We start from the raw sequence: 26,090 nt of genomic DNA, 5'->3' as shown, positions 1-26,090 counted from the left end.
TCACTCGAGAAAGGAATCAGCTCAAGAGTAAGGAATCAGCGCACCCCGCGCATGAGCTTCAGCACGGGCTTCACCGCGGCCAGCAGCGCCAGGCCCAGAACGATCGCGATCACGCCGAGGATCGTGAAGTAGGGGACCTCGTCCTTCGGGTTGTAGAACTGCGCGAGCCAGCCGGCGATCGCGGTGCCGAGCGCGATCGACAGGAAGTACAGCGCCACCATCTGCGTGTGGAAGCGCTCGGGGGCGAGCTTGGTGGTCACCGACAGGCCGGGGGGCGAGATGAACAGCTCGGCCACCGTGAACACGAACAGGATCAGCACGATCGCCAGCAGCGGCGTGGAGTTGGGTGCGCCGTTCGCCCACGGCAGGAACAGCAGGAAGGCGAGGCCCATGATCATCGCGCCGAGCGAGAACTTCACCGGCGCCGAGGGGGCGCGGTCGCCGAGCTTGGTCCAGATCCACGCGAAGACGCCCGACAGGATGATGACGAAGATCGGGTTGATCGAGTTGACCCACGAGACCGGCATCTCCCACCCGAGGATGTTGCGGTTCAGGCGCTGGTCCGAGTAGATCGTCAGCACCGTGAACTGCTGCTGATACAGCGACCAGAAGCCGACGTTCACGATGAAGAGGGGGATGAAGCCGATCACCCGCGAACGGTCGTCGCCGCTGATCTGCCGGGACGAGATGATGACCGCGAAGTACGCCACCGCCGCGACGAGCGTGACGAGGATCACGACGCTCGACAGGTTGTCGGCGCGGATGACGCCGGTGAGCACCAGCACCACGATCAGCACGAGGCCGGCCGCGGCGATGCCGATCATCACGCCACGACGGTTCGCGGGGAGCGGGTTGGCGACCACGCGCGACGAGGCCGGCAGCTGCTTGCGGCCGAACGAGTACTGGATGAGGCCGAGCGCCATGCCGATGGCCGCCGCGCCGAAACCCCAGTGGAACCCGACGTTCGTCTGCAGGAAGCCGGTGACGATCGGCCCGAGGAACGCGCCGAGGTTGATGCCTAGGTAGAACAGCGAGAAGCCGGCGTCGCGGCGGGCGTCCTTCGGCGTGTACAGCGTGCCGACGACGGCGGTCGCGTTGGCCTTGAGCCCGCCCGAGCCGACCGCGACGAGGATCAGGCCGACGCCGAGTCCGGCGAGGTTCGGCAGCAGGGCGAGGGCGATGTGGCCGGCCATGATGATCCACGCGCTGATGAACAGCACCCGCTCCGAGCCGAGGAGCCGGTCCGCCACCCACGCTCCGAGGATCGTCGACAGGTACACGGTGCCGCCGTACGCCCCGACGATGCCCGTCGCCGTGGCCTGGTCGATGCCGAGGCCGCCCTGGGCGACCGAGTAGTACATGTAGATGAGCAGGATGCCCTGCATGCCGTAGAAGCTGAAGCGCTCCCACATCTCGACGCCGAAGATGTGCGCCAGGGCCCACGGCTGACCGAAGAACCGGGTGTCGTGGTCGGCGCCGTCGTCCGCCGCGAGCGACGTGGCGGCCGAGGCGGCGGCCGAGACCGGCGCAGCCGCCGCTGCCGCGCCGTCGGGCGGTCCGACGGGGTCCTGCTCGGGGACCCGCCCGGCCGATTGGGCCCTGGGGTCGTCCTCGTCACCCTGAAATCCCTGATCACGCCCGTCCATGCGTTCGCTCCCGTCGCCCCCCGGATGACGTCAGGCTAGCGGGCGGGCGACGTTCACGGCAGTAGGGGGTCACTCCGGGAGAGAGGGATGCCGCTCCTCGGGGGCATGCCGGCGCGGGATGAACAGCGCCACGAGCAGCGCGATCACCGCGGCGCCGCCGCCGAGCAGGAACGACACCTGGAACGCCGCCGGCCCCGGCACCGGGGTGCCGTCGAGGTCGACGACGAAGGTCGCCAGCACGGCGCCGACGACCGCGGCCGCGGTGCTCGTGCCGAGCGAGCGGAACAGCGCGTTCAGGCCGTTCGAGGCGCCCGTCTCGGACTGCGGCACCGAGCGCATGATCAGCATCGGCATGGCTGCGTATCCGAACCCGATGCCGAACCCGATGCCGATGTTCGCCACCAGGATCTGCCACACCTCGGTGGAGAAGAGCAGGGTGAAGCCGTACGTGATGACGAGGGCGATCGCGCCGAGCACGAGCAGCAGCTTGGGGCCGACGGTGCGGGCGAGCCGGCCTGAGAACGGCGAGAGCACCATCATGACGAGACCGGCGGGCATGACGACCAGGCTCGCCGCGACGAGCGACAGCCCGAAGCCGCCCACCGACACGGGCAGTTCGAGCAGCTGCGGATACATCACGTTCGACGCGAACAGCGAGAAGCCGAACGCGATCGAGGCGAGGTTGGTCAGCAGCACCGGCCGGCGGGCCGCGACGCGCAGATCGAGCAGCGGGTCGGGAGTGCGCAGCTCGTACCAGCCCCACACCAGCAGCACGACGACGCCCCCGAGTCCGCACACGAGCACCGCGGGCGAGCCCCAGCCCCATTCGTTGCCGCGTGAGACGGCGAGCAGCACTCCGATGAGGCCCAGCGCCAGTCCCGCGGTGCCGACGTAGTCGAACCGCCCGCCGGTGCGCAGCGCGCTCACCGGGACGATCCACAGCACGAGGACGAACACGATGGCGCCGAGCGCCGCGGCGACCCAGAAAAGGACGTGCCAGTCGCTGCGCTCGGTGATGAGAGCGCTGATCGGCAGGCCGAGCGCGCCGCCGACCCCCAGGGTGGCGCTGATGAGCGCGATGGCGGCGTCGACGCGGTCCTCGTGCAGCACGTCGCGCAGGATCGAGATGCCCAGCGGGATCACGCCGGTCACCGCGCCCTGCAGCGTGCGTCCGATGATCACGCCCACGATGCCGGGGGATGCCGCGGCGATGACGGAGCCGAGCACCATGACCGCCAGCAGCACCAGCACGATGCGCCGCTTGCCGTACATGTCGCCGAGTCGTCCGGCGATCGGCGTCATGACCGCCGCCGCCAGCAGCGTCGACGTGACGACCCACGCGGTGTCTTCGCGGCTCGCGTCGAGCAGCTCGGGGAGCTTCGACTGGATCGGGACCACCAGCGTGAACATGAACGACGAGGCGAGTCCGGCGATCGCCAGGACGGCCACGATGGCGCCCTGGCGGGGCATCCGGGTCAGTCGTCTTCTCTCGTCGTCCTCACCCGTGCCCATCCCTTCAGGCTATCGGCGCGCCGGATGGCCGGCTCCGCGACCGTGCCCTTTCGTCCGCGACCGTGCCCTTTCGTCCGCGACCGTGCCCCGTCGTTCCCGACCGTGCCCGGGCGAGGTCGGTGCGAAACGGGCGAGGTCGGCGCCGAACGGGCAAGGTCGGCGCCGAATGGGCAAGGTCGGCGCGAAACGGGCATGCTCGGCGCGTAGCGGACGGGGTCGCGGCGAAACGGCATGATGGGCGGAGTACCGTGAGCACATGGCTGAGACCGCCACGCCGCCAGGCGTCGACATCCGCCCGCTCGACACGGTCGACGAGGTGCATCGCGCGTCCGCGGTGCTCGCCGAGGTGTGGGGCGGAGACCGCGGGGGCATGCCGCCGAACCTGCTGCGGGCGCTCGCGCACTCCGGCAATTACGCGGTCGGGCTGTACGACGGCGAGCAGATGGTCGGCGCCTCCGTCGCGTTCTTCGCCGCGCCGGCTGCCCGCTCGATGCACAGTCACATCACCGGCGTGCTGCCTTCGCATCAGGCGCACGGGCTCGGACGACTGCTCAAGCAGCACCAGCGCGAATGGGCGCTCGCTCGCGAGGTCGGGCACATCACGTGGACGTTCGACCCGCTCGTGGCCCGCAATGCGCACTTCAACCTGCGGGTGCTCGGCACGCGCGTGACCGAGTACCTCGTGAACCACTACGGGCCGATGGATGACGGCGTGAACCGCGGCGACGAGACCGACCGCATCATGGTGTCGTGGGCGCTCGCCGCGCCGCCGGTGCCCACTCCTCCCGCTGACGCGGTGGTCGCGTCGGTCGCGATCCCTCACGACATCGAGACGCTGCGCCGCGAGTCGCCGATGGATGCCGCGGCCTGGCGCCTGCGCGTGCGTGATGCGCTGGTGCCGCACCTGGCCGAGGGCCTCGTGATCGGCGGCTTCGACGACGAGCGCGGCTATCTGCTGGTGCGGGCGCGTCCCGAGGCGTGACAAGGCACGGCCACGCGTCCGGAATCCGACGGACTCTGGCAGACGGGATGGATGCCTCGCTCCTAGGCTCGCGGCATGCCTGAGCATCGCGCACACTTCGACTTCGACATCCGCTTCGCCAACGGCGGCGGCCTCTCGGGTACCGGGTTCCGGCTCGACCTGCCCTCGGCCGACATCGCGGAGGACGAGCTCGGGCGCCTGCTCGTCGCCCATCTCGGCCTGGCGCTCGTCGATGAGGTCGAGCTGCGCGGCGTGCAGATCGTCGAGGAGCCGCACCGGGGCAGCCGCGGCGTCGAGGTGACGGCATCCCGATCCGAGACGCGGGTGGTCGACCTCAGTCACCCGATCCGGGCCGGGCTCGTGACCTATCCGGGGCTGCCTGCGCCGACCATCACGCCCCACCTCACACGCGAGGAATCCCGCGCCCGCTACGCGCCGGGCACCGAGTTCGCGATGGACGTCATCCACATGATCGGCAACACCGGCACCTATCTCGACTCGCCGTTCCATCGCTACGCCGACGGTCCCGACCTCGCCGGGCTCGAGCTGTCGACGCTGGTCGGTTTGCGGGCCGAGGTCTTCCATCTCGAGGATTCCTGGGATGCCGGGCGCCGCGGCATCCGTGCCGAGACGCTCGCCGACCGCGACGTCCGCGGCGCGGCCGTCCTGCTGCACACCGGGTGGGACCGATGGTTCGGTGAGCCGGAGTACGGCGTGGGAGCGCCGTTCCTCACCGGCGAGGCGGCGCAGTGGCTGATCGACGCGGGGGCGGTGCTCGTCGGCATCGACTCGGTGAACATCGACGACACCGACCCTTCGACGGACTCAGGAGGGGGCGAGCGCCCTGCGCATTCCCTGCTGCTGGCCGCCGGTGTGCACGTCGTCGAGCACCTCACCCACCTCGTCGCGCTCCCGCCCCGCGGCGCGAGGTTCACGGCGGCCCCGCCCGCGGTAGAGGGCTTCGGCACCTTCCCGGTGCGGGCGTTCGCCGAGCTCCCCGTCTGAGCCCGCGACGGCATCCCCGCACGTGGATGCGCGACGCGCCCGCCGACGCGACGTATCAGGGCGGGCGGACCCTGCTCTTCCGAGGGGAAGGAGCAGCCATGCACGAGCACATCGAGACCCTGATCATCGCCGCGAGCGCGGCACTGCGCCGCGCCGAGCGACGCCTGACCGAGACCGAGCCCCGTCGCCGTCGTCCGCGTGCGGCGCGCTCGACGTACATCCCGGTCCAGCGCGCGGCCGCGACGCTGCACCTCGTGCACTGATCCTCGGTGGCGGGAGGGGCCGCGGCGTACGCTGAGCGCATGCCCGTCGCCAGGCCCGCTGGATCCGTCACCCTCGAAGGCTTCGAGCTGCGCGTGCTGCACCTGCCGCTCGTGTCGCCGTTCACCACGTCGTTCGGCACCGAGACCGTGCGCGAGGTGATCCTGGTGCGGGCGCTCACCGCCGACGGCGACGGGTGGGGAGAGATCGTCACCGGTGCGGACCCGCTGTACTCGAGCGAGTACACGCAGGGCGCATGGGACGTCGTGCTGCGCTTCTTCGCGCCGGCGCTGCTGGACCGCCGCACGATCGCCCCCGAAGAGGTCGCGGGTGTGCTCGAGCCGTTCAAGGGGCACCGCATGTCGAAGGCGGGGATCGAGCTCGCCGTGCTCGACGCGGCGCTGCGTGCGCAGGGGCGTCCGCTCGGCGAATACCTCGGCGCCGTGCACGACCGGGTGCCGAGCGGCGTGTCGGTCGGCATCCAGCGCGATCCGGCTGCTCTCGTCGATGCCGTCGCGGGCTATCTCGACGAGGGCTACGTGCGCATCAAGATCAAGATCCGCCCGGGGCGCGATGTCGGCGACACCGCCGCGGTGCGCGAGGCGTTCGGCACGATCCCGCTGCAGATCGACGCGAACTCGGCGTACACCCTGGCGGACGCCGACACCCTCGCAGAGCTCGACCGGTTCGACCTGCTGCTCATCGAGCAGCCGCTGCAGGAGGACGACCTCGTCGACCACGCGACACTGGCGCGACGTCTGCGCACGCCGGTGTGCCTGGACGAATCCATCGTGTCCGACAAGGCCGCGGGAGACGCGCTCGCGCTGGGCGCGGCATCCATCATCAACATCAAGGCCGGACGCGTCGGCGGGTACCTCGAAGCGCTGCGCATCCACGACCGCTGCCTCGCCGCGGGAGTGCCGGTGTGGTGCGGCGGCATGCTCGAGACCGGGATCGGCCGTGCGGCCAACGCCGCGCTCGCCGCGCTGCCCGGGTTCACCCTTCCGGGCGATGTCTCGGCGTCCGACCGGTTCTACACGCGCGACATCGTGACCGAGCCCGCGGTGCTCGAGCACGGGCACGTCCGCGTGCCCACCAGCCCGGGTCTGGGAGTGCAGATCGACCCGGTGGCGCTCGACGAGTTCACCGTCGCCCGCGAGACTCTGATGCGCTGACGGTCATGGCCCGCGTCGCACCGTCCGCAGTCACGAGGCGCGGGGACGCGTCCGTCCTGCGTTCGGAACGGATGATCGCGCTGACGGCGGTGGGGATGCTGCTGCTCGCGGGATGCTCGGCCGCACCGGAACGCGAGCCGGCGCTGCCGTCGGGGGTGAGCGTCGAGCTGCAGCAGCTGCGGTCGGACGTGTCGTCGCGCCAGGCGGAGGTGCACGTGACCAACGGCTCGGACGCCGCGATCACGATCGGGGAGGTGCGCATCGAGGACGCGCGATTCGAGGGTCCGTCGGTACGCGTGATCGCCGACAGGGTCAGCAGTGTTCCCGCGGGCGGCGCGGTCGATATCCGCGTCCAGCTCGCTCCTGTCGCGTGCGACGTGCCCGACGACGGCGACGCGCGGGTCGTGCTGCAGATCGTGGGGGATGCCGGCACGACCGAGGTGGAGGTATCCGCTCCCGATCCGGTCGGATTCGTCGCTCCGCTGCACGCGCGCGAATGCCTCGAAGAGCGCGTCGCGGACGCCGCGGGCTTCGCCTTCACGGGATTCACCGCCTCGGCGCCCGGCGAGGCGGCGACGCTGGAGCTGACAGTCACCCCGACCGGCTCGGGGGAGGCCGCGGTCACGGGGATCGAACGCACGAACCTGATCGACTTCGCCGTGCCCGGTGACGACGACGTGTACCCGCTCGACCTCGAGGCCTCGGCGGACCAGGCGACGCCGACCGTCGTCGCGGTGCCGATCATCCCGTTCCGCTGCGACCCGCACGCGGTGCAGGAGGACAAGCGCGGCACGATCTTCGACGTGCAGGTCGTGCTCGACGGGCAGCCTGGCGAGATCGAGCTCTTCGTGGGTGAGGAGCTCCGCGGCCGCATCCTCACGTGGGTCGGCCAGTGGTGCGGCTTCGGCGGTTCGGGCTGACGCTGCCGCCGTCCCCTGACGCTGCCGTCGTCCCCTGACGTGGCGGCCGACCCCTGACGTGACGGTCGTCCCCGACGCGAAGGACGGCCGGCCGCCCGGAGGCGACCGGCCGTCCGCGGTCGGGTCAGCCGACCCGGCGTCGCAGCCGCATCGTGACCACGCCCAGAGCGATGAGCATCGTCGCGAGGACGAGCGCTCCCCACGGGCTGTCGAGGCCCGTGGCGGGCAGCCCGCCGCTCACGGGCGGCGGGGGCGGCGTGGTCGTCGCGGCCTGGACCGTGACCGTCACCGGTGCCGAGGCAGGCCCGACGTTGCCCGCGGCGTCCGTCGCCGTCGCTGTGATCGTGTGCTCGCCGGGCGCCAGCGGGCTGGTGGGGGTGAACGTCCACTCGCCGTTCTCGTCGGCCGTCGTGCTGCCTGCGAGAACCCCGTCGATGACGACGTTCACCGTCGACCCGGGTTCAGCCGTCCCACTGACGGCCGGCGTGGTGTCGTCGGTGGACGAGCCGTCGGTCGGGCTCGTGATCACGGGCGCCGCGGGGGGCGTGGTGTCGACCGTGAACGTGACCGGCTCGGACTCGGGGCCGGTGTTGCCGGCGGCGTCGGTGGCCGTGGCCGTCACCGTGTGGTCGCCGTCGTCGAGCGGGGTCGTGGGCGTGAACGTCCAGTCGCCGTTGCCGTCGGCGATGGTGGTACCGGCCTCCTCGCCGTCGATGATGACGGTGACGGTGCTGCCGGGCTCCGCCGTGCCGGTGATGGCCGGCGTCGGCGTGGCGAGCACCTCACCGTCGGCGGGGCCGGTGATCACGGGTGCCTCGGGTGCCGACGCATCCACGGTGAACGTGACCTCGTTCGATGGCGGGCTCACGTTGCCGGCGCCGTCGGTGGACGTCACCACCACCGTGTGCTCGCCGTCCTCGAGCGGCGTGGTCGGGGTGAAGGTCCAGTCACCGGTGGGGGATGCCGTCGTCGTGCCGGCCTCCGCGCCGTCGATGATCACGGTCACCGTGGAGTTCGCTTCGGCGGTGCCGGTGATGGGCGGCGTCGGCGAGGCGAGCACATCGCCGTCGGCGGGCGACGTGATCACGGGCGCCTGCGGGGCGCCGATGAGCGACGTATCGACGGTGAAGGCGACTTCTTCCGACTCCGGGCTGACGTTGCCCGCGTCGTCGGTGGCCGTGGCGACGACGGTGTGCTCGCCGTCCTCGAGGGGTGTGGTCGGGGTGAAGGTCCACGCCCCGGTGTCGTCGGCGGGGGTGGTTCCTGCGTCGACCCCGTCGATGCTCACCGTGACCGTCGAGCCGGGCTCGGCGGTGCCCGAGATGTCGGGCGTCGAGTCCTCCACGACTGCACCGTCGGACGGGGCCTCGATCACCGGCGCGTCGGGGGCCGCGGTGTTGACCGTGAAGGCGACCTCGTTCGAGTCGGGGCTGACGTTGCCGGCTTCGTCGGTGGCCGTCGCCACCACCGTGTGGTCGCCCTCATCGAGGGGTGTGGTCGGGGTGAAGGTCCACGCCCCGGTGTCGTCGGCCGTGGTGGTGCCTGCCTCAGCGCCGTCGATGGTGACCGTGACGGTCGAGTTCGCCTCGGCGGTGCCGGTGATCGGGGGTGTGGCGGTGTCGACGACATCGCCGGTGGCGGGCGACTCGATCACCGGGGCTGCCGGTGCCTCGGTGTCGACCGTGAAGGTGACCGTGTTCGACTCCGGGCTCTCGTGCCCGGCCGCATCCGTAGCCGTCGCGACGACGGTGTGCTCGCCGTCCTCGAGGGGTGTGGTCGGGGTGAAGGTCCACGCCCCGGTGTCGTCGGCGGTGGTGGTGCCTGCCTCGGCACCGTCGATCGTCACTGTGACGGTGGCGTTCGCTTCGGCCGTGCCGGTGATCGGCGGGGTTGCCGTGTCGACGACGTCACCCGTGGCGGGCGACTCGATGACCGGTGCCTCGGGGGCCTCGGTGTCGACGGTAAAGGTGACGGTGTTCGAGTCAGGGCTGACGTTGCCGGCTTCGTCGGTGGCCGTCGCGACGACGGTGTGGTCGCCCTCGTCGAGGGGTGCGGCGGGAGTGAAGGTCCACTCGCCGGTGGGTGAGGCGGTGGTGGTTCCTGCCTCGGCGCTGTCGATGCTGACGGTCACCGTCGCGTTCGCCTCAGCCGTGCCGGTGATCGGCGGGGTCGCGGTGTCGACGACGTCGCCGGTCGCCGGTGACTCGATGACCGGTGCCTCGGGGGCTTCGGTGTCGACGGTGAAGGTGACCGTGTTCGAGTCAGGGCTGACGTTGCCCGCGTCGTCGGTGGCCGTCGCGACGACGGTGTGGTCGCCCTCATCGAGCGGGGTTGTCGGGGTGAAGGTCCACGCCCCGGTGTCGTCGGCGGTGGTGGTGCCTGCCTCGGCGCCGTCGATGGTGACGGTGACCGTTGCGTTCGCCTCGGCCGTGCCGGTGATCGGCGGGGTCGCGGTGTCGACGACGTCACCCGTGGCGGGCGACTCGATGACCGGTGCCTCGGGCGCCTCGGTGTCGACCGTGAAGGTGACTTCGTTCGAGTCGTCGCTCACGTTGCCCGCGGCGTCCGTCGCGGTCGCGACCGCCGTGTGTGCCCCGTCGTCGAGCGGAGTCGTCGGGGTGAAGGTCCACTCGCCGGTCGGCGAGGCGGTCGTGGTACCCGCCTCGAGTCCGTCGATCGTCACCGTGACGGTGGCGTTCGCCTCGGCGGTGCCGCTGATCGGCGGCGTCGCGGTGTCGACGACATCGCCGGTCGCGGGCGACTCGATGACCGGCGGCTCGGGGACCTCGGTGTCGACCGTGAAGGTCACCTCGTTCGACTCGACGCTGACGTGGCCGAGCGCGTCAGTGGCGGTCGCGACGGCCGTGTGCGCACCTTCGTCGAGCGCGGTCGAGGGCGTGAAGCTCCATTCTCCGGTGGGGGATGCCGTCGTCGTGCCGGCTTCGGCGCCGTCGATGATGACGGTCACGGTGGAGTCCGCCTCGGCCGTGCCCGAGATGACGGGGGTCGCGGTGTCGAGCACGGCGTTGTCGAGCGGCTGCTCGATGACGGGTGCCTCGGGGGCCTCGGTGTCGACGGTGAAGTTCACCGTGTTGGAGTCGGGGCTCACATTGCCCGCCTCGTCGGTGGCGGTCGCGACGACGGTGTGCTCTCCCTCGTCGAGCGCGGTCGAGGGCGTGAAGCTCCATTCTCCGGTGGGGGATGCCGTCGTCGTGCCGGCTTCGGCGCCGTCGATGATGACGGTCACGGTGGAGTTCGCCTCGGCCGTGCCCGAGATGACGGGGGTCGCGGTGTCGAGCACGGCGTTGTCGAGCGGCTGCTCGATGATCGGTGCCGCCGGCGCCTCGGTGTCGACCGTGAACGTGACCTCGTCGGAGTCGGGGCTCACGTTGCCGGCCGCGTCGGTGGCGGTGGCGACGACAGTGTGGTCACCGTCGTCGAGGGGAGAAGCCGGCGTGAACGTCCACTCGCCGGTCGGGGACGCCGTGGTCGTACCGGCATCCAACCCGTCGATCGTGACGGTGACCGTCGAGTTCGCCTCGGCCGTCCCCGAGATCGGCGGCGTCGCCGTGCCGACGACGTCGCCGGTGGCGGGCGTCTCGATCACTGGAGCGTCGGGCGGTGTCGCGTCGACCGTGAAGTTCACGACCGTGGATTCCTCGGATGCCGTCCCGCCGACGGTCTGGATCGCCGAGACCGTGTGGGCGCCCTCGTCGAGCGCGTTCGTCACCGGGACCTCCCAGGTGCCGCCCGCGCTCGCGGTGGTGGTGCCGATCGAGTCGCCGTCCACGAACACCTCGACGGTCGCGTTCGGTTCGGAGGTGCCCTGGATCACCGGCGTCGCATTCGTGGTCGAACCCTCGGTCGGCTGCGTGACGACCGGAGGTGCCGGCGGGCAGTCGATGCCGTCGGTCGGGACGGTCGCCTCCGCGTGCAGCGGCAGCACGTCCACCGACACGTCTGTGACTGCGGGAAGCGGGGCGGCCGGCAGGCGCACGTCGACGGTGAGCAGAGCGACGGAGGCGGTGGCCGACGTGGCGGTCGTCGACGACGTCGGTGTGTTCAGACCGACGGTGACGGAACCGAGGCCAACGAGGTTGATCGTGACGGAGGGCGCCGCGGGCGTCAGGGTGACGGTGCCGATCGTGGCCGACGTCACCGTCACGGTCGCGGGCGCGTAGTCGACGGTGGCCGTGGCTTCCCCGGTGGCCGTCGCCGTGAGCGTCGTCTCGCCGGCGACCCCCACGGTCACAAGGCCGCCCAGGATGCTGAGCCCCGAGATCGTGCCCGAGCCGACGCTCTGCGCCCCGTAGTTGAGGCCGGTGTTCTGCACGAGGCTGGTCGTGCCGGTGGTCTCTGACACACCGAGGCTCACCACGCCGCCGCTGACCGCCGGCAGCACGCCGAGCCCGGCGGCCTGCGTCGTCGCGGAGGACAGCACGCCGGTCGTGACGCACGCCGTGTCGAGACCCCAGTGCGCTTCGTTGGTCGTCGTGATCGCGCCGACGTCGATCAGTCCCGTGACGGTGGCAGCGATGCCGCCGGTCTCAGGTCCGGCCGATGGCGGTGCCGACACCGAGTTGGTGCTGACGCCCAGCCCGATCCCTGCGACGTCGGCCGAGACGTTGCTCGAGCTCGAGACCGCGCGCGGCGTCGCCTGCGAGTCCACCTCTGCGGAGCTGATCGCGACGCCCAGGTCGGCGACGTTCAGCCCGACGGCCTCGGCCGTGACCGAGGCGACATCGCCTCCGGCCGCGCCGCTTCACGGGTCGGTCGGTGGAGCAGCCGAGGCGGGGGCTGCGTAGCCCGCGGTCCCGATGACGATGGCGAGCGCGGCGGTGGCCGCGGCGAACAGAGACCGCTTCATTGTCGTACCCCCGGTGGAGGGCAGCCTCCCGAGCACGGTGCCAGTCTCCGGTCGGTGACCCCTCCGAGACCCGACAGTAGTCCGGTGGGGGCCGCCGCCGCTGTCCCCCTTTCGGGGGACAAAATGCCTCATCGCAGGCGCAAAACATCGGCGGCCGACCCCCCGCTGATGGGTGGTCGGCCGCCGAGGTGGGGCGCTCGCCGCTACTTCTTGACGGTCACGGTGATGGCCTTGGATGTGGTGGTTCCTGCGGTGTTGGCGAACTCGGCGGTGTAGGTGTACGTGCCGGGTGCGCGGCCGGTCACGGTGGTGGCGGCCTGTTGTGCATTGGGGGATGCTGCGGCGAGGGTCTGCTCGTCGATCAGTGTCCCGTTCTCGTAGAGGCGGTATGTGGTGGCGTTGGTGCCCCACCACAGGTTGGCGGTGACGGTGTAGTCGCCGTCTTTGTCGTAGTTGTCGTGCGACAGGACGGGGATGCCGGGTGCGGCGTCGGTCACCTTCACGGTCACCGACGACGTCGCGGTCGTGCCGACGGCGTTGATCAGCTCGCCCGTGTACACGTAGGTGCCGTTGGGCTTGCCGGTCACGTCGACGGTCGCCAGCTGCGCCTTCGGCGAGTTCGCGTCGAGCAGCTTCGTGGCGATCAGGGTGCCGTTCTCGTACAGCTTGTAGACGGCGCCGTTGACCCCCGACCACAGGTTCATCGACACGGTGTAGCGGCCGTCGCTCAACCCGTCCTCCCATCCGGAATCGGAGGAGAGGATGCCGCGACCGGGCGCCTTGGTGGCGCCCTCGTCGTCGAACACCAGCAGCTGCACCGATGCCTGGGCGACCAGTCCGTCGTGGTTGACGGCGTTGACGGTGAGCGTGTGGACGCCGACCTTGCCCTTCAGTGCGATCTCGGCGCCGGGTGCGACGGGCTCGCCGTCGAACGCGATGTCGAGGTTGCGCACGCCCGACTCGGGGTCCTCCGCCGTCACGTCCACGGTGAACGTGCCGGTCGAGGGCAGCAGGGTGCCGTCGGCCGGGACGCCCGAGAGTGTCGGGGCCGAGGCATCCACCGCTCCGCCCGGGTCGCCGGTGACGGCGATGCGGGGGGCCGCCGGCTGCGTGAACCCGTCGCCGAGGAAGAAGCTCGTCTGCGGGGGCTGGTTGTAGCCGGTGTTCTGCCACGCGACCGAGAGCCGGTAGACCGGGTCGTGCATGAGGGTGCGCAGCCGGATCGACGTCTCGTCGGTGGTGGAGTAGATCCGCAGCTCGGTCGAGCCCGCCGAACGCCACGCGATCTCTTCACGCCAGTCGCCGAACAGGTCGGCCTGCAGGTTCGGAGTGCCCTTGGTGTCGTTGTTCGACAGGGCGCCGTCGGCGCGCAGGATGACGTCCGAGGACTCGGTCTGCCAGTTCCACTTCGACACCGTCGGCACGCCGAGGCGCGTCGTCGTGTCGAAGTCGTGGTCGACGATCTCGCGCAGCGGGTCGCCGTCGAACCAGGCGAGGAAGTTCGCCGCCGGGATCTTCTCGCTGATGAGCTCGCCGGTGGAGGACTTCAGCTGCCCGACGGGGGAGTTCCACGCGGCGTCGCCGCCGATCGCCCAGCCCTCGGCGCCTTCGTAGCGAGGGTCGATGTCGGCGGCTGCGGCGCGCCCGGTGTCCTTCGTCGCCGGGATGGACCACAGCACCACACCGGTGCGCGCGTCGCGCATCGTGGCGCCGCGGTTGCCCGAGGCGTTCATCTCTTCGTGCGCGGCGAACACCTCCAGGCCGGGGTTCGACGGCACGAGGTCCGACACGTGGATCGCGTCACCGTGGCCGAGACCGGTCGAGTAGAGCAGCGAGCCGTCGTCGTCGACCGTGGCCGAGCCGTAGACGATCTCGTCCTTGGCGTCGCCGTCCACGTCGGCCACCGACAGGTTGTGGTTGCCCATCCCGTAGAAGCCCTCGTTGCCCTCGTCGTTCGAGTCGAGCACCCAGCGCTGGTGCAGCTTCGAGCCGTCGAAGTCGTACGCGGCCATCACCGCGCGGGTGTAGTACCCGCGGCTGAAGATCGCGCTCGGGTGCTCGCCGTCGAGGTAGGCGGTCGCCGCGAGGAACCGGTCGACCCGGTTGCCGTACGTGTCGCCCCACGCCCCGACGTCGCCGCGCGGCGGCACGTAGTCGATCGTGTCGATCGCGGCACCGGTGAGGCCGTTGAACACCGTCAGGTACTCCGGTCCGCTCAGGATATAGCCCGAGCTGTTGCGGTAGTCGGCGCTCGCGTTGCCGATCGGCTGGCCGACGCCGTCGATGGTGCCGTCCGCGGTCTTCATCATGACCTCGGCGCGGCCGTCGCCGTCGTAGTCGAACACCTGGAACTGCGTGTAGTGCGCGCCGGCCCGGATGTTCACGCCCATGTCGATCCGCCACAGCCGCGTGCCGTCGAGGCGGTAGGCGTCCAGCAGCACGTTGCCGTTGTAGCCGGCCTGCGAGTTGTCGTGCGAGCGGGCGTCCCACTTGACGATCAGCTCGTACTGGCCGTCGCCGTCCACGTCGCCGACGCTCGTGTCGTTCGCCGAGTAGGTGTAGGGCTGGCCGTCCTTCGTGTAGCCGTCGGCGGGCTTGTCGAGCGGGACGCTCAGGTACGACCCGTCCTGCACGCCGAACGAGTCGGTCTCGGTGGTCTCGACGCCGTCCAGCACCTTGGTGACGAAGTACGTGGATGCCGCCGACCCGGTGGTGTCGAGGTAGTTCGTCGAGTCCGTGATCGGCGCCGTCGTCAGGCGCTTGCCGTCACGGTAGACGTGGAAGGCGACGCTGTCGGGGTCGGTGCCCAGCATCCGCCACGACACCAGCGTGCCCTCGTCGGTCGACACGGCCGCCGGAGCCCGGTCGAGGTACTCGGCCTGCCGCTGCAGCACCGTGACCGCTTCGGTCTTCAGCTGCTCAGAGGCAACACCCGCACCGCCGGCGTTGACCGCGACCACCGTGTAGAAGTACGGGATCGTCGTCAGCACCGTGGAATCGGTGTAGCGGTTCGCGTCGGACAGACCGATCAGCTCGCCGCGGTCACCGGCCACCTCGGAGCGGAACACCAGGTAGTACAGCGCGTTCAGAGGCTGCGCCCACGACAGGTCGAGCGAGCCCTTGTCGATGCTGTCGACCGCAAGGCTCGTGGGGGCCGCAGGTGGAGTGATCGAGGCATCCACGAACGACACGTCCACCGTCTTCGACGGCACCGACTCGAGCTTCGTCTGGTCGACCGCGGTCACGTGGTACGCGTAGTCGAGTCCGACGCGGGCGGTCGTGTCGAGGAAGGACGGCTGGTCGACGGATGCCACGAGCACGGGCTTCGCGTCGAACGGCGACTGGCGGTAGACGTTCCACGTCAGCCCCGCCTCACCCGTCCACTCCAGCGCCACACTCGGCGCCGCCGGATCGGCGTTGACGTCGGTGACCTTCAGCCCCACCGGGCCGAGCAGGATCGGCGTGATCTCCAGGCCGTTCAGACGCGAGCCCGCCGCGGCGCCGTAGGCCTCGATATTCAGCTGGCCGTCGGTGACGAGGTACGGGCCGCGCAGGGTCTCGTTGACCGAGCCCTTGCCGGCGTTGCCCGACCCTGCCTCCTTGCCCTCGATGCGGAAGCTCGTCTTGCTCGAGCCGATCCAGTCGCCCGAGTACGTCTTCACCGAGTACGTGCCGTCGGGCACGTCGAGGGCGAAGGTCGAGCTGTCGCCGGGGAGCACGAAGTCGCGCACCAGGTCGTTCGACCCGTCGGCGGCACCGCGGTCACGGCCGGCGTTCGCCGGCAGCGTGTTGAGGAAGCCGTAGCCGCGCTCGGCCGTATAGGCGGTGTCGGGGGTCACCTCGGTGTAGCCCGCCATCAGCGGGTTGCCCGCCAGCTGGAAGTCGTACTTGTACAGCGCCTGCTTGGTCGTGAAGGTCACGACCGCGCTCGGCGCCGACTCGCCGCGTCCGTTGACGGCGACCACCTGGTACCGGTAGCCGGTGCCCTCGCTGAGACCCTGCACGATCGAGCTGGTCTGTGTCACCATGCCGACGAGCGTCCACGTGGGCTCGGGGTCGGAAACGGCCTGCCGGTAGATCTTGTAGATGTCGGCCGTCGGCGAGGCATCCCACTGCAGCGTCGCGCCGCCGTTGCTGATCGCACCGGCCACGACGTTCTGCGGAGCGACCGGAACGTCGGCGGGCGGTTCGACGTCCGTCACCTTCGCGGCGAGCGGGTCGTCGAGCGCCTTGACGTCCTGCGCGACGAGGCGGGCCATCTGGATCGCGCCGTACTCCTGGAAATGCGTGTCGTCGGCGATGCCGGCGGGCCGCTGCGGGAAGACGCCCGGGTCGGCGTAGAGGAACACCGCCTTCGCGGCTTCCGGCCCGATCTGGTCGAGGTACGCGCGGCTGGAGGCCGACAGATCGACGAGCAGCACGTCCTCTTCGGCCGCGAGCTCCTTCATCTTGTCGACGTACTCCGGGAAGCTCACGTTGAACAGCCCGGTGTCGGCGTTGAAGCTGCGGCGTGAGACGGGGGTCACGAGGATCGGGGTCGCGCCGCGCTGGCGGGCGCCCTCGACGTAGACCCGCAGGTACTCCTTGTAGTCCGCGGGGCTCGCGTAACGGTCGTCCACACCCTGCGTGGCGTCGTTGTGCCCGAACTGCACCATGAGGTAGTCGCCCGGTCGAACCGCACGCAGGATGTCGTCGAGGCGACCCTGGCTGATGAAGTTCTTCGACGAGCGGCCGCCGATGGCCTGGTTCGAGAACGCGACGTCGGACGCGAAGAACCGGTCGATCATCTGGCCCCAGCCGGCCTGCGGGGCGTAGGCGATCGGGTCGTAGGTCTGCACCGTCGAGTCGCCCGCGATGTAGGCCGTCGGGATGGCCCCGGCGACGCGGTCGGGCAGGCGGGTGATCGTGAGCGCGTTGACGACCGGCACGTCGCCGCCGAAGACCAGCGTCAGTGTGCCGTCGACGAGCGCGATCGTGAAGGTCATGTCGAGGTACGCGCCCGCGGTCTGCGGGTTCTCGGTCACCTTAGCGATGCTCTCGGCGGTGATCGTGGTGGTCGTCGCCTGCGTGGCGTCGCCCGACACGAGGCGCACGGAGTAGTCGCCGGCGCCGAGGTCGACCTCGAACGTCGAGCCCTCCGCCGCGACGAAGTCGCCGCGCAGCGCGTCGTCGCCGCCGCGGTCGACGTCGGGCGTGGCCGCGGTCGGCGCGGTCGAGAAGCCGTAGCCCCACTCCGGGTTGTACGCGGTAGCGCTCGTGACCGACACGGCGCCGTCGGCGACCTGGCCGGGGCCGAAGTCGAAGGTGACGACGTCGCCCTCGGGCAGCGGCGCGGGTGCGGTGTACACGGCTGAGGTGACCGCGGTCGACGGGGCAGAGGCGCCCGCCTGGTTGCGGGCCGTCACGCGGTAGGTCCACGCGTGCGCCGTGTCGGCGGCATCCGTGTACCCGGGAGTCGTGACGGTCGCGACCTCGGCGAACTGCCCGTCGGAACCGGCGCGCTCGACGACGTACTCGTCGCCGTTCCGGACCGCCGACCACGACAGCACCACGGCGTCCCGCGTCACCTGCGCCACGGCGAGGTCATCGGGTGCGGCGGGGGCGACCAGTGCGGGGATCACGCCCGAGCGCACCTCGGCCGACTGCGGTGAGACGCCGCCGTACGCGTCGATCGCGGTGACGGCGTACGCGTACTCGTCGCCCTCGGTCACGGCCGTGTCGGTGTACGCGGGGTCGGTCACCTCGGCGAGCTGCGTGAACTCTCCGGTCGTGTCGCCGGTCACGTCGGCCCGCAGGACGCGGTACGCGGTGGCGCCGTCGACGGCCGACCAGGCGAGGTCGACGCCGTTCCACGCCACGCGCGCGGCCGCGAGATCCGCCGGGGTCGCGGGCAGCGCCGGCGCGACCACGAGACCGTTGATGTAAGCGCCGAGGCCGGAGCCGGTGAAGCCCACGGTGAGCTGGCCGTCGGTGACGACGGTCGTGTAGGTCGCCGTCGCGTTGACGCCCTTGCCCGAGGTGAGGCGGGTCTGCGCGACGCCTTCGAGGGTCACGGTCGCGTTGGTTCCGGATGCCGAGCTGAGGCCGTCGCCGATGGTCACGGCGACCGAGTACGCGCCGGCGGGCACACCGTCGAGCTGGAATCCCCAGTTCGTTCCCGCCACGAAGTCGTCCTCCATGGCGCCGGCCGGGGAGCCGTCGGTGCTGCGGTCCCGATCGAAGAGTGTCACGCCGTCGGCGACGGTGATGCCCCAGCCGGTCTCGGCGGTGTAGCGCGAGCTCGTGAGCACCTGCTGGTACCCCTCGGCGACGGCGCCGGTCGCCGTGCCGAAGTCGAAGCGCCACGCCCCGTCGCCGGCGGGCGTGAGCAGCGCGGCGGCGGGCGTGGCGGTGATGAGCGCGGCGACCACGGCGGTGGCGCCGGCGATCGCGGTCAGACGCAGCCCGCGCGAGGCGCGGGATGCGGGGGCGTGTTCTGCGGGTCGCGTCGCGCCGTGGGCGCGTGCGGACACGTGGGGCACGGTTCCTCCTGTTGTCAGCATCGGCAAAGGATGACGAGGGCCGCCCGTCGCGGCGTCGCGGGGGAGGGTCGTCGTGAACCGGGCGCGTACGGACTCGAGCCCTGTCCGGCGAGCAGACGGAAAGCGTATTCCGTAAGCTCGCCTGGCAGTCTGGCATGGCGGGGGCGATCGGGGCAAGCAAAATCATGAAACGTTTTTGTGATCGCCTGCCTTCGGCTTGTGCGCGGTCCCAGCCGTGGTCTATCGTCACCGGCGAACGCTTTCCCATTCCCCCGCCGTCGGCGCGAATACGGACCGCACCGGCGGCGGGCCCCCGAGCCCGTTGGCGGCGGCCGCTGTCCCCACCTTCTGGCGAGTCGCCGAGAACGCGCGTGCGTAGGCTGGGCCGCATGGCTCAGAGCATCGACGCTCCCCACGACCCCGCCGCCTCCTCGCGCGGCATCTCGCGCCGGACGCAGTCCGACATCTACCGCGCCGGCATCAGCGGCACCCGTCCGCGGGTGCCGGTCGACGTCGACGCGCTCGAGGCGGCCGCGGCGAAGGCCCTGAGCGCCGAGGCGTTCGCGTACATCGCCGGCGGAGCGGGCGCCGAGCGCACCGTCGCCGCCAACCGTGCCGCCTTCGGCCGGTGGCAGGTGTGGCCGCGCCCGCTGCGCGACGTGTCGAGCCGCGACCTGTCGATCGACTTCCTCGGTGCCCGCCGGCCGACGCCCCTGCTGCTCGCGCCGCTCGGCGTCATGGAGATGGCGCACCACGACGCCGACCTCGCGGTCGCGCGGGCGGCGGCATCCCTCGGCGTCCCGTACACGCTCTCGAACCAGGCTTCCGCCGCGATGGAGGAGGTGAGGGATGCCGCGCCCGCCGGCTCCCGTCTGTTCCAGCTCTACTGGTCGGCGTCGGACGAGCTCAACGCCTCGCTGCTGCGGCGGGCCGAGGCATCTGGCTGCGAAGCGATCGTCGTGACGCTCGACACGCACCTGCTCGGCTGGCGCACCCGCGATCTCGACCTGGCGTACCTGCCGTTCACGCGGGCGATGGGCATCGCGCAGTACACGAGCGACCCGGTGTTCCAGCAGCTCGTGCGCGAGCGCGTCCGTGCATCGAGCGACTCCGCGGTGCCGGCCTCGGGCGATGCGGCCGAGCCTGCCCCGCCGGTCCGGATCACGCCCAGGGCTGTTGCCGCGGGCGTGCGCATCGCCCGCAAGGGGTCCGCGATCACCGGCTCGTCCAGCGTGCGCGAGAACCTGCGCTCGCCGCTGCCGCGTGCGGCCGTCGAGACGTTCCTCGACGTCTTCTCGACGCCGGCGCTGACGTGGGCAGACCTCGCGAAGGCGCGGCAGTGGACGACGCTGCCCATCATCCTCAAGGGCATCGTGCATCCCGACGACGCGATCCGCGCGCTCGACGCCGGCGTCGACGGCATCTGGATCTCGAACCACGGCGGGCGGCAGATCGACCAGTCGGTGCCGACGCTCGAGGTGCTGCCGACGATCGCCGAGCGGGTCGCCGGACGGGTGCCGATCGTGTTCGACTCGGGCGTGCGGCAGGGGTCGGACGTGTTCATCGCGCTCGGACTCGGGGCGACCGCCGTGGCCCTCGGCCGTCCGTACGCCTACGGACTGGGTGTGGCCGGCGAGGCCGGGGCCGCCGAGGCGGTGCGCAACGTGCTCGCCGAGCTCGACATCACGCTGGGACTCGCGGGTCTGACCTCCATCGCCGAGATCGATCGTCACGCGCTGCGCGAGGTGTGAGGCGCCCGCGCTGCCCCTAGTCTGGGGCGGTGACCACTCCTCCTCCCCAGTACCCGTACGCCGCGTCGCAGCCGCAGCCGATGAGTCCCGCCGACGAGAAGCTGTGGGCGACGCTCGTTCACGTGGGCGGCATCTTCTTCGGCCCTCTTCCCGCGCTGATCGGCTACCTCGTCCTCAAGGACCGTGGCCCCTTCGTGCGCGCCCACACCGCGACCGCGCTGAACTTCCAGCTGACCCTGCTGATCGCGTACATCGTCGGCAGCATCCTCAGCATCGTGATCATCGGCATCTTCGTGCTGATCGCCGCCTACGTCCTGAACATCGTGTTCAGCATCATCGCCGCCGTGAAGGCGAACCGCGGCGAGTGGTACAAGTACCCGCTGACGATCCCGTTCCTCAGCTGAGACGGTGCGTCATCGCGCGGCGCCGTCCTCGGTGAACCCGAAGATCGGCGTCGCGCCCGCCGGTTCCGAGACCGGTGTCTCGTGCGCCACCGGGTCCTCCGGCCAGCCCGGGATGAGGATCGCGGTCAACTCGTCGGGGTCGCCCGGGTAGCAGTTCGTCGTCGCGCGGACCGCCAGCGAATCCGCGGATGCCGCACCGTCGCGGATCTCGATCGTCAGGCTGCCGACGTGCAGGGCTTCGTTCCGCGCCTGCACCGTGGTCGTGCCGTCGTCCGAGGTGCCGACAGGCTGCGTCGTCCATTCGCGGTTCGCGAGCCACTCCACCGTGCGCGCCCCGAGCGTCGGGCCATCGGCGTCGGCATCGCCGTCGAGGGTCCACCCCTCGGGAGTGGTGCGGCTCAGCGAGAACGCATAGCCCGTATCGCAGTCGACGGGCAGGTCACCGTACTCCTGCACCTACCAGTCGCCGTCGTAGAGACGCACCTGCACCGCCGCGACGGTCTCTTTGAACAGCAGGTTCTGCTGCCGCGCAGCCGCGTAGAACTCGTCGTCGGAGGGCTGCCCGTCCGTGCAGCCGGCGAGAGCGACCGCGGTGATCACTGCGAGTGCCGCCGCTGTCGCCGCGATGCGCCCGCCGCGTGATAGGGGGTGCATCGTCCTCGCTCCTCCGATCGACTCGTCCAGGTCCGATCGACTCGTCCAGGCTAGGTCGGGTGCGGCGGCGCGGCGGGTATGGGGAGGAATCCCCATCGGGTCGCGTCTCCTCGGCTGAGCGCGAGGCCACCGGCGTCGGGTCGCGCGGCATCTAGAATCGATGGATGCCGCGTTCGCGGCATCCGGCACCCTCGTGCATCCCCCTCCCGACCATTGGAGCCACCGTGGCCGAGCAGTCTCGCCTCGACAAAGTCATCGCCCTCGCCCGTCACCGCGGGTTCGTGTTCCAAGCGGGTGAGATCTACGGCGGGTCCCGGTCGGCCTGGGACTACGGCCCCCTCGGCACCGAGCTGAAGGAGAACATCCGCCGCCAGTGGTGGCAGACGTTCGTGCGCGGCCGCGGCGACATGGTCGGCCTCGACTCGTCGATCATCCTGCCCAAGCGCGTCTGGGAGGCCTCGGGTCACGTCGCGACGTTCACCGACCCGCTGGTCGAGTGCCTGCAATGCCACAAGCGCTTCCGCGCCGACAACCTCATCGAGGACTTCGAGGCGCGCAAGGGCCGCAAGGCCGAGAACGGGCTGGCCGACGTGCCGTGCCCCAACTGCGGCACCAAGGGCCAGTACACCGAGCCGAAGGCGTTCTCGGGCCTCGTGAAGACCTACCTCGGCGTCGTCGACGACGAGTCCGGCCTGTACTTCCTGCGTCCCGAGACCGCGCAGGGCATCTTCGTGAACTTCTCGAACGTGCTCACCGCGAGCCGCAAGAAGCCGCCGTTCGGCATCGGCCAGGTCGGCAAGGCGTTCCGCAACGAGATCACGCCGGGCAACTTCATCTTCCGCACGCGCGAGTTCGAGCAGATGGAGATCGAGTACTTCGTGCCGCCCGCCGAGGCGCAGGAGTGGTTCGACCACTGGGTCGAGGCGTGCTGGGACTGGTTCGTCGACCTCGGCATCGACCCCGACAACATGCGCCGCTTCGACGTTCCCGAAGAGGACCGCGCGCACTACTCCGACGGCACGATCGACGTCGAGTACCGCTTCGGCTTCGCCGGCAAGGAGTGGGGCGAGCTGATGGGCGTCGCCAACCGCACCGACTACGACCTCGGCTCGCACACCGAGGCCTCGGGGGCGAAGCTGCAGTACTTCGACCAGGCATCGGGCTCGACGTACACGCCGTACGTCATCGAGCCGTCGTTCGGTCTCACGCGCGCCATGATGGCGTTCCTCGTCGACGCGTACCACGAAGAAGAGGCGCCGAACGCGAAGGGCGGCACCGACACCCGCACCGTGCTGAAGCTCGACCCGCGCCTGGCGCCCGTCAAGGCGGCCGTGCTGCCGCTCAGCCGCAACGAGCAGCTGTCGCCGATCGCCCGCGAGGTGGCCGAGAGCCTGCGCGGCGACTGGAACATCGACTTCGACGACGCCGGCGCCATCGGCCGCCGCTACCGCCGTCAGGACGAGATCGGCACGCCGTTCTGCATCACGGTCGACTTCGACTCGCTCGACGACCGCGCGGTGACCGTGCGCGACCGCGACACCATGGGGCAGGAGCGCGTGCCGCTCGAGGGCCTGCACGCGTATCTGGCCGAGCGCCTGCGCGGAGCCTGACACAGAGGACGCGAACGATGACGGACCCCACCCGCCCGAACGCCCAGCCTCCGGTGCCTCCGGCGCAGCCTCCGGTTCCTCCGGCGCAGCCTCCGGAGTACGCCGCGCCGCCGCCCGCCTACCCGGCGCCCCAGCCGGGCCCGTACGCCCAGCCGGGCCCGTACGCCCAGCCGGGTCCGTACGCCCAGCCGGGCCCGTACGCCCAGCCGGGTCCGTACGCCCAGCCCGCGCCGTATCCGTACGCCCCCGCGAAGCCGAAGACGGGCGTGCTGCCGTGGGCGCTCGGGTTCCTGGTGTTCATCCCCATCCCGTTCGTCGGCGCGATCGCGGCCGCGATCGCGATGCCCGCGGCGTACTCGTCGACCGCCCGCCACGGCGGAGTCGCGGCCGAGAACGCCCGCTCGGCCGCGAACTGGGGCATCACGTACGGCATCGTCAGCACGGTGCTGATCGTGATGCACTTCCTGCTGCTGGGCGTGCTCTTCGGCGGCGGTGGGAGTGCGGGCTTCTACCCGTTCGGCACCATCATCACGCTGTACTTCGCGGTGGGTCTGCTGCACGTCGTGCTGGTGATCGTCGGCACCGTCCGTGCCGCGCAGGGCAAGATCATGCGGGTGCCGTTCGCGATCCCCTTCATCCGCGCCTGATCCCACCGCTCCCTGACCCCACCGGTCCCTGGGCCTGACGAGAGGATGCCGCCACCCGGCCGGGTGGCGGCATCCTCTGTCTTCAGCGTGTCGGCCTCAGCGTACGGCGTCGGCCACGGAGGCCGCGGCCTTGGCGCCCGCACCTGCGGCGGTGTTCAGCGCCGCCGCCGCGTCGGAACCCGCGCTCTTGATCGCGTACGCCTGCAGGATCGTGTTGAGGTCGAGGCCGGTGAGACCCTTCACCACCTCGGTGCCCTCGCTGAGGACCTTCCCGACCGTCTTCGTGACCTCGGACGCGCCGTCGGTCGAGACGACCGTGAGCTTGTCGATCGACGCGATCGGCTCGGCGGCAGCGCGCACGATGTCGGGCAGGCGCGAGATGATCTCCTGCGCGAGCGCCGCCTCGCCGTACTTCTGCAGCGCGAGCGCCTTGGCGTCGGTCGCGGCAGCTTCGGCCAGACCCTCTGCCTGAATCGCGGACGCTCGGGCCTCACCCTCGGCCTTGATGCCGGCGGCCAGTGCGACCTGCTTGTCGCGCTCGGCCTCACCGGCGACGCGCACCGCCGTGGCCGAGGCCTCGGCGTCCTGCACGGCGGCGACCTTGTTGGCCTCGGCGATCTTGGTGCGCTTGAAGGCGTCCGCCTCGGTGGCGGCGTTCGCCGCGTCGCGCTGCGCGGTCGCGCGCTGCACCTCGGCGTAGGCCTGCGCCTCGGCGGGCTTGCGGATCTCGATGTCGAGACGCTCCTGCGTCACGAGCGCCTGCTCGGTGAGCGCCTCGCGCTCCTGCACGGCGACCAGCTTGTCCTGCTCGGCGGTCGCGAGCTGACCGGCGGCCTGCGCCTCGGCATTGGCGCGGTCGGTCTCGGCCTTGATGCCGGCCTGCTTGAGGGCGAGTGCCTTCTGGCGCTCGGCGATCTGCTCGGCCGCCTCGATGCGGGCGAACTCGCTGGCTCGGGATGCCTCGGCCTCGCTGATCTCGGCGACCTGACGTGCGCGCGCGGCCTCGGCGCGACCGAGGTTCGCGAGGTAGTCGCTGCCCGGCGTCGAGATGTCGCTGATGTTCAGCAGGTCGACCTGCAGGCCCTGCTCGACGAGGTCGGTCTTGGTCTCGGCGACGACGCGGTCGGACAGGCTCTTGCGGTCGGAGATGATCTGCTCGATCGTCATGTCGCCGACGATGGAGCGCAGCGACCCCTCCAGAGACTCCTTGATGATGTCGGTCAGCGCCTCCTGCTGCGACAGGAACCGCTGCGCGGCACGGCGCACGCCCTCTTCGGTGCCCGACACCTTGAAGTTGATCGACGCCTTGATGGCGATCTTGATGCGGTTCTTGTCGACGCCTTCGACCGTGATCCCGATCTGGCGCTGCTCGAGCGAGATCGCGAAGCCCTGCTGCAGGATCGGCCACACGAAGGTGCGGCCGCCGATGACGACGCGCTGACCGGTGCCGGACTCGCCGGGCGCAGGCTTGCCGGCGCCGCGGCCGACGATCACGAGCGCCTCGTTCGGGGGCACTCGGCGGATGCGCCGCGCGATGAACGTGATGAGGCCGAGCACCGCGACGACGAGCGCGATGACGGCGATGACCTGGATGAGGGTCGAGTCGAGCATGGGTTCCTTCGGTGCGGGGTGGATGGGACGGGGCGCCTATTCGGCGATGACCTTGACGCGTGTGCCGGAGTGCTCGATCACGCGGACGCGCACGCCCTCGGGGATCGGCGCGTCCGAGTAGGCGAGGCGGCGCTCGACCTCGGCGGGCCCGTCCAGGCTGACCTCGCCGCCGGCGGGCGTGATGTCGGAGCGCGAGACGCCCGACAGGCCCACGGCCGACGTGGGCACGCCGTCCGAGCTCTTGGTCAGGCGCTTCACGAGCACCACGGCGACGAGGTAGGCGAGCACGGCCAGCACGGCGGCGAGCACATAGGCCCACACCGTGTCGAGGCCCGAGGTGTACGTGATCGCCCCCGACGCGCCGAACACGACGGCGGCGATGCCGAGCGCGGTGCCCGAGATCGCGCCGTCGCCGATGTCGAAGTGGTCGAAGATGTCGCCGATCAGCAGCGAGATCAGCAGGACGGCGAGGCCGACGCCTCCGACGATCAGGAAGGGCAGCATGGAGTCTCCGTGGCAGGGGA

At 70.9% G+C, this 26,090-nt stretch carries 17 protein-coding genes; 9 read left to right on the top strand and 8 right to left on the bottom strand.

The features are described 5' to 3' along the window. Positions 1 to 35: 35 nt before the first annotated feature. Together IF188_RS11045 and IF188_RS11040 are read right to left on the bottom strand one after the other, a co-directional pair. Positions 36 to 1,646, bottom strand: a complete 1,611-nt coding sequence (locus IF188_RS11045; protein WP_224751735.1) for a peptide MFS transporter — start codon at positions 1,644 to 1,646, stop codon at positions 36 to 38. 69 nt (positions 1,647 to 1,715) lie between these two features. Further along, positions 1,716 to 3,116, bottom strand: a complete 1,401-nt coding sequence (locus IF188_RS11040; protein WP_191171922.1) for an MFS transporter — start codon at positions 3,114 to 3,116, stop codon at positions 1,716 to 1,718. 298 nt (positions 3,117 to 3,414) lie between these two features. On the opposite strand from IF188_RS11040, the gene IF188_RS11035 reads away from it, so the two are divergent. The 5 genes from IF188_RS11035 (at position 3,415) to IF188_RS11015 (ending at position 7,501) form a co-directional block, all read left to right on the top strand. Further along, positions 3,415 to 4,140: a GNAT family N-acetyltransferase gene (locus tag IF188_RS11035; RefSeq protein ID WP_191171855.1), complete on the top strand. Its 726-nt coding sequence runs from the start codon at positions 3,415 to 3,417 to the stop codon at positions 4,138 to 4,140. A 75-nt stretch (positions 4,141 to 4,215) separates the two neighbouring features. After that, positions 4,216 to 5,145, top strand: coding sequence for a cyclase family protein (locus IF188_RS11030; RefSeq protein WP_191171854.1), 930 nt, complete (start codon positions 4,216 to 4,218; stop codon positions 5,143 to 5,145). A 98-nt stretch (positions 5,146 to 5,243) separates the two neighbouring features. Next, positions 5,244 to 5,408, top strand: coding sequence for a hypothetical protein (locus IF188_RS11025; RefSeq protein WP_191171853.1), 165 nt, complete (start codon positions 5,244 to 5,246; stop codon positions 5,406 to 5,408). A gap of 39 nt (positions 5,409 to 5,447) precedes the next feature. Beyond that, complete coding sequence (menC, locus tag IF188_RS11020; protein ID WP_191171852.1) at positions 5,448 to 6,581, top strand: o-succinylbenzoate synthase; 1,134 nt, start codon at positions 5,448 to 5,450, stop codon at positions 6,579 to 6,581. A gap of 71 nt (positions 6,582 to 6,652) precedes the next feature. Beyond that, positions 6,653 to 7,501, top strand: coding sequence for a hypothetical protein (locus IF188_RS11015; RefSeq protein WP_191171851.1), 849 nt, complete (start codon positions 6,653 to 6,655; stop codon positions 7,499 to 7,501). Positions 7,502 to 7,625: 124 nt separating this feature from the next. Here the strand turns inward: IF188_RS11015 and IF188_RS11010 are convergent, their stop codons facing one another. Together IF188_RS11010 and IF188_RS20555 are read right to left on the bottom strand one after the other, a co-directional pair. After that, on the bottom strand, positions 7,626 to 12,170 hold the full coding sequence (locus IF188_RS11010; RefSeq protein WP_191171850.1) for an Ig-like domain-containing protein: 4,545 nt from the start codon (positions 12,168 to 12,170) through the stop codon (positions 7,626 to 7,628). Positions 12,171 to 12,571: 401 nt separating this feature from the next. Then, positions 12,572 to 18,880, bottom strand: coding sequence for a rhamnogalacturonan lyase family protein (locus tag IF188_RS20555; RefSeq protein WP_191171921.1), 6,309 nt, complete (start codon positions 18,878 to 18,880; stop codon positions 12,572 to 12,574). 398 nt (positions 18,881 to 19,278) lie between these two features. On the opposite strand from IF188_RS20555, the gene IF188_RS11000 reads away from it, so the two are divergent. Both IF188_RS11000 and IF188_RS10995 read left to right on the top strand, forming a co-directional pair. Next, positions 19,279 to 20,640: an alpha-hydroxy-acid oxidizing protein gene (locus IF188_RS11000; RefSeq protein ID WP_191171849.1), complete on the top strand. Its 1,362-nt coding sequence runs from the start codon at positions 19,279 to 19,281 to the stop codon at positions 20,638 to 20,640. 80 nt (positions 20,641 to 20,720) lie between these two features. Continuing rightward, positions 20,721 to 21,044, top strand: coding sequence for a DUF4870 domain-containing protein (locus IF188_RS10995; RefSeq protein WP_191171920.1), 324 nt, complete (start codon positions 20,721 to 20,723; stop codon positions 21,042 to 21,044). 9 nt (positions 21,045 to 21,053) lie between these two features. On the opposite strand, the gene IF188_RS10990 is transcribed toward IF188_RS10995, so the two are convergent. Together IF188_RS10990 and IF188_RS10985 are read right to left on the bottom strand one after the other, a co-directional pair. Continuing rightward, the gene (locus IF188_RS10990; RefSeq protein ID WP_191171848.1) at positions 21,054 to 21,500 is read right to left on the bottom strand and encodes a hypothetical protein; all 447 of its coding nucleotides are present in this window, start codon (positions 21,498 to 21,500) and stop codon (positions 21,054 to 21,056) included. Then, positions 21,501 to 21,698 carry a hypothetical protein gene (locus tag IF188_RS10985; RefSeq protein ID WP_191171847.1) on the bottom strand — a complete coding sequence of 66 codons (198 nt, stop codon included), beginning with the start codon at positions 21,696 to 21,698 and terminating at the stop codon, positions 21,501 to 21,503. It abuts the gene before it with no gap. Positions 21,699 to 21,922: 224 nt separating this feature from the next. Between IF188_RS10985 and IF188_RS10980 the strand changes: the two genes are divergently transcribed. Then, positions 21,923 to 23,308, top strand: coding sequence for a glycine--tRNA ligase (locus IF188_RS10980; RefSeq protein WP_191171846.1), 1,386 nt, complete (start codon positions 21,923 to 21,925; stop codon positions 23,306 to 23,308). 17 nt (positions 23,309 to 23,325) lie between these two features. Continuing rightward, positions 23,326 to 23,955, top strand: a complete 630-nt coding sequence (locus IF188_RS20390) for a DUF4870 domain-containing protein (protein ID WP_191171845.1) — start codon at positions 23,326 to 23,328, stop codon at positions 23,953 to 23,955. Between the two features lie 96 nt (positions 23,956 to 24,051). Here the strand turns inward: IF188_RS20390 and IF188_RS10970 are convergent, their stop codons facing one another. Then, the gene (locus tag IF188_RS10970; RefSeq protein ID WP_191171844.1) at positions 24,052 to 25,566 is read right to left on the bottom strand and encodes a flotillin family protein; all 1,515 of its coding nucleotides are present in this window, start codon (positions 25,564 to 25,566) and stop codon (positions 24,052 to 24,054) included. A gap of 36 nt (positions 25,567 to 25,602) precedes the next feature. Beyond that, positions 25,603 to 26,070: an NfeD family protein gene (locus tag IF188_RS10965; protein ID WP_191171843.1), complete on the bottom strand. Its 468-nt coding sequence runs from the start codon at positions 26,068 to 26,070 to the stop codon at positions 25,603 to 25,605. Positions 26,071 to 26,090: the final 20 nt, after the last annotated feature.

The sequence above is a fragment of the Microbacterium helvum genome, assembly GCF_014779795.1.
Lineage (GTDB): Bacteria > Actinomycetota > Actinomycetes > Actinomycetales > Microbacteriaceae > Microbacterium > Microbacterium helvum.
This window is presented reverse-complemented; position numbering and strand designations above follow the sequence as displayed.